The 4,307-nt window shown below is 45.6% G+C and carries 5 protein-coding genes; all 5 read right to left on the bottom strand.

Going from position 1 to position 4,307, the window contains the following annotated elements:
- Window positions 1–56: 56 nt before the first annotated feature.
- Genes A3757_RS09610 through A3757_RS25700 form a run of 5 tightly spaced genes read right to left on the bottom strand, consistent with a single transcriptional unit; the run spans window position 57 to window position 4,099 of the window.
- Window positions 57–644 carry an Lrp/AsnC family transcriptional regulator gene (locus tag A3757_RS09610; RefSeq protein ID WP_231875547.1) on the bottom strand — a complete coding sequence of 196 codons (588 nt, stop codon included), beginning with the start codon at window positions 642–644 and terminating at the stop codon, window positions 57–59.
- Complete coding sequence (locus A3757_RS09605; RefSeq protein WP_068508088.1) at window positions 616–1,062, bottom strand: Lrp/AsnC family transcriptional regulator; 447 nt, start codon at window positions 1,060–1,062, stop codon at window positions 616–618. The genes A3757_RS09610 and A3757_RS09605 overlap by 29 nt, the downstream gene beginning before the upstream one ends.
- Window positions 1,059–2,240, bottom strand: a complete 1,182-nt coding sequence (locus A3757_RS09600) for an Lrp/AsnC family transcriptional regulator (protein ID WP_068514296.1) — start codon at window positions 2,238–2,240, stop codon at window positions 1,059–1,061. The genes A3757_RS09605 and A3757_RS09600 overlap by 4 nt, the downstream gene beginning before the upstream one ends.
- Window positions 2,241–2,289: 49 nt before the next feature.
- Window positions 2,290–3,498: a cytochrome D1 domain-containing protein gene (locus tag A3757_RS09595; RefSeq protein WP_068514293.1), complete on the bottom strand. Its 1,209-nt coding sequence runs from the start codon at window positions 3,496–3,498 to the stop codon at window positions 2,290–2,292.
- Window positions 3,488–4,099 (bottom strand): c-type cytochrome, encoded by a 612-nt coding sequence (locus tag A3757_RS25700; protein WP_197469971.1) that lies wholly within the window; start codon window positions 4,097–4,099, stop codon window positions 3,488–3,490. Before A3757_RS25700 ends, A3757_RS09595 begins: the two co-directional genes overlap by 11 nt.
- Window positions 4,100–4,307: the final 208 nt, after the last annotated feature.

Genomic DNA, 4,307 nt, shown 5'->3' with positions numbered 1-4,307 from the left:
TTCATGTACTGGCTAATTCTAAACATGGCACTTCGCCTTATTCTATTGGTCTCTGTTCAGGTCTTTTTAGCGCTAGGTGGCGCTTCTCTCTGACCGATTCGTAGACCGGTCTTTTTTAATATTTTGGTACTGTAGAGCACATCGCTCGCTCGTAAGTCATCACCCAATAGCTGATTGATCTGCTCTATATATTTCGCAACTTCTTGTTTAGTTTTACCATGAACCATGGCAAAGAGGTTATACCTCCATAGCGGTAAGTGGCGGGGCCTGTGATAACAGTGACTAACAAAGGATAAATCGCCCAAAGCTTGTCCTAATTCACTCACCTTTTCGTCGGACACATCCCACACAGTCATACCGTTTACTTTAAAGCCCAGTTTGTAGTGATTGGGTACTGCAGCGATTCTTCGAATAATCCCTTTATCTAACATACGTTGCAGACGCGCCATCACCTCATCGGCAGATATATTCAACATCAAACCCAGCACATGATAAGGTCGTGGGGCAAGAGGCAAACCCTCCTGAGTCAAGACGATCAACTCGCGATCTATACTCGATAGTGAGTAGTTTTCTTCCTCCTCCATAGGTAAGTCCTCCGCTTGAGGGCGATAAAAATCATTCGAGGTCGAGATAGAATCCAACATAGAACTCCTCCTTCTTCGGCATGTCGTAGACCTTAAATCCTGTCTGACGTTCAATTTCTTCGATCACTCGCCCTTTACCTTCCTGTTCCTCAGTTGCAATCACAAACCACATATTCAATTCGTGAGTCCGTTTGTAGTTGTGAGCAATCTCGGGAAAGCCATTGACGATTTCAGCTACTTCATCAAAGCGCTCTTCCGGTATCGCCATACCGGCAAGTGACAGTGCACCACCCAACTGCTCTGCATGGTACATTGGGCCAAAGCGCGTTAGCGTTTTATCGGCACGCATCTTCTCAACTCGGTCGATCAACTCTGATTCTTTTATGTCCAGCTCTTTTGCAACTTCGGCAAAAGGGTATTCACAAATAGGAAAACCATACTGGAGACGGTTTATGATCTTCAAATCCATGGCATTCATGAATGATTCCCCGCAAGTGATAAGGGTGCAACAAGCGAAGCCAGGTTCGCAACGGGTGAGGCTATTTCAATTTTATGCTGCCTTTGCGAGCGCGTATAAACTCCACCCTTTTGCTTATATTGATGCGTACTAAATAGAATGTTTTTCTCAGTATTTTTAAGCTCGGCCAGCCCTACCAGTTTTTCAATATGTTCTGCAACCAGATTCCGGTCCCGACTGTGAATCATGCAGTAGAGATTATAGGGCCACTCAGGTAACTGTCTTCGACGCTTATAACACAAGCTCACCAAACCGGATTCTTTAAAAATCTTACCAATCCTGTCAGTTTGATCTTCTGGAATATTCCAGACCACCATGGCATTTTCTTTAAAACCAAGTTTGTGATGATTGGTAATCAACCCTATACGCTTAATCAGGCCGCTTTGTACCCAGTAATTGAGCGTATCTATCACCTGCAACTCGGTAACAGCTGAACACTCTTCACCTTGATATTGGCTTAGCGTCTGTGACAGGCGCTCAAAAGGCTTCCGGGTTAAAGGAAAACCATCTTGTATTAGCTCTCGAAGTCGCTGTTGCAAGTAATCAGAAAGGACATCACCGCTCTCAATGAGTCTAATTTTTTCGCCAGACTCACGGTTATTCGTGTTATGAAGGTGCTGAGTGAAGGGGCGATCCGTTTTTCTATCACCCACATGAAACCCCAAGTCGATATGATAAGCCTTTTCCATTGGCAAGCGTAGGATTGGAAAGCCAATCGTCTTTTCCATATCATCCAGTATCAAGTCCAGAAATTTGGGAGTCGGTGCCGTAACAACGAACCACAGATTATAACTATGCTCTCGTCCGTAGTTATGATTCACCTCTTCATATTCGTTAATCTGGGCAGCTACTTTTTCTGTCAGCTCAGATGGAACGCTCACAGCCGCCAAGAGACTAGCCCCGGCTCGCTTATGGTCAAACACCGGCCCTATGCGCGTCAGCATACCGCTATCTTTAAGTGCCAAGAGCTTGGTCAATACATCTGGTTCGGAGCAATTCAACTGCTCTGCCATGTCGGCAAAGGGCCGTGAAGTGATAGGAAAGTTACGTTGATAGGAATCTAATAAACTACTGCTCAAGTCATCCAGAACGACTCTTTCGGGTTCAATACCTGTATTGCTAGGAGCTTGTATATTCATCACATCACCTTTCTTTCTCACTGTTCTTGTTTTTGGAGCGACCGGAGCTTTATAAGCCCAAACGATGCGCCCGAGAGGTAAAGAAAATCCCACTAGGACTTGTCGCCTCAAACTGATTTATTAAATCCAAGGTTTCGGTGTCATAGATATTCACCAAGTTTAAATCTCTGACAGAAGCCCACACATGCTCACCACGTGAAGTAAACTCCATATGAAGCACACCCTTTCCAGGTTTTAGTGTTTTAAATAATGAGCGGCTTTCAGCATCTATTACTTGGAGCGTGTCATTATTTGGATAGGCAAAGTTCACCCAAATTTGGCGACCATCCGGTCTAGCCATGACAAACACTGGCTGACCATGCACATCGATTTTGTCTACTTGCTGCCAAGTGTTCATATCCACCACCAATACTTGGTGCTGCCCAACGGCAGGAACAAATGCATAGTTGCCTGCAACAGCCCAACCTTCCAGGTGAGGCATCTTGTAGACGGGTAGCTTCTGCTCTCCCCGGCCGTAATTTGGCAATATCTTTTCTGGCGGGTTTTCAAGGTGCCATAAGTCAAGTTTCGACATACCATCTTCACCAAACAATCCTGCGATGTAGTAACGGCCATCGGGTGAGATCAGTGCGTCATAAGGTTGTAAGCCAGTATCTCGGTACTTGGTAAGTTGGGGTTTAGAGCTGTCTTCCCCTGAAAAGTCTGCCACCCATATTTCATGCGTATCGAAGAGACTGAAAACAAATTTCTTTCCGGGTGCATCCACCAAACCAACAACTTTAGAGCGTTTGCTTTTACCGCTTCTTGGGTCAATGAATTCTGTCGCAGGAATATCCACCACCAACTCAAGCGTTTCGCTATCGAAGACCTTTACGCCACCAGGCGTGTAGTTGGAAACAGCTACTAAAGATCCATCCTGACTAATGGCACCGCCAATACTATTACCGCTTTGAATCACTCGCTTACTGATCTCTTCAGTCAAGATATCGATCTTGCTTAAGCCACCATCGCGACCAAATACATAGGCGTACCGTTCGTCACGAGAAAAAACAACGGAAGCGTGCGAAAGGTCTCCCAATTGATCTATGCTGCCGACGGGCTTCTTGTCACTGGTATCGATGATCTTTACGCTTCCAGTAGCACGTTCAATAATGACGCCCATGTCACCTGTTGCCCTGGGCTCCGTCTGGGTATGCAAACAAGTACACGCCCCCAAACTAATACTTAGTAAGGCCACTGCAAGGCTTTTAATTCGCATCTATCATTTCTCCCGACTTCAAAGCTTTAGCAATCCAGTTAGCATCCGCCTCAGACAAAATAGCTTTCCATGGGGGCATTGGCGTTCCAGGGCGACCATGTAGGATGACAGCCATTAAGTCTTCAACCGAATATGCCTTGATATTTTCCGGCAACAAAGCCGGGCCTAAACCACCTTTAAACAGCATCCCATGACATGATCCACAGTCTTGTTTCACTAAATAGTCCAGTTCCAGTGCACGCTCTTCAGAAACTTTCAGCTCAGCTTTTTTAACAATAACCTTGCCCCTCATCTGTGGATGAGGTCCGCAGCGATAGTCAAAGACACCAGCGCGATCAAATAAGCGTTCAACGCTTTCTTCGGGCCAGAAGTATTCACCTTCAGGCTCTCCCAAACCTTCAAACCATACGCTGTGATACTGCCTCTTCTCGACATTCAGCCAACGCACCGTATCGCCAATATTGACTGTTACAACTTCCGGTATGAAACGCATCTTGTGTGTCTTTACTTCAACAAGTTCTGCAGATGAGACGCCCGCCAGCAACAAGTTCGCGAATAGCACTATTGCCAATCCCTTACCTGTTTTTTTGACTGATCTCATCCACATAACGCTCACCGTTTTCTTATTTACTAGCTTTTATTGCTTAACTGCATTGATTTCTACATCGGCATTATCGAAGCCCAATTTGTACCCAAGTGATACATGATGGAAACGGCCGTTGCTGTAATCGTCATGAATCGCGAAACCAAAGTTGTAGCTTTGAGCGGTGTCCAGACTGATATTGCCGTCACCGTCAGCTACCAGAGGA

The sequence above is a fragment of the Oleiphilus sp. HI0117 genome, from assembly GCF_001635235.1.
Note: the sequence above shows the minus strand (reverse complement) of the source record. Positions and strands in the feature narration are given on the sequence as shown.

Coding starts and splice junctions, on each gene's coding strand:
- A3757_RS09610 (WP_231875547.1), bottom strand. CDS start 644: ATGTTGGATTCTATCTCGACCTCGAATGATTTTTATCGCCCTCAAGCG.
- A3757_RS09605 (WP_068508088.1), bottom strand. CDS start 1,062: ATGAATGCCATGGATTTGAAGATCATAAACCGTCTCCAGTATGGTTTT.
- A3757_RS09600 (WP_068514296.1), bottom strand. CDS start 2,240: ATGAATATACAAGCTCCTAGCAATACAGGTATTGAACCCGAAAGAGTC.
- A3757_RS09595 (WP_068514293.1), bottom strand. CDS start 3,498: ATGCGAATTAAAAGCCTTGCAGTGGCCTTACTAAGTATTAGTTTGGGG.
- A3757_RS25700 (WP_197469971.1), bottom strand. CDS start 4,099: ATGAGATCAGTCAAAAAAACAGGTAAGGGATTGGCAATAGTGCTATTC.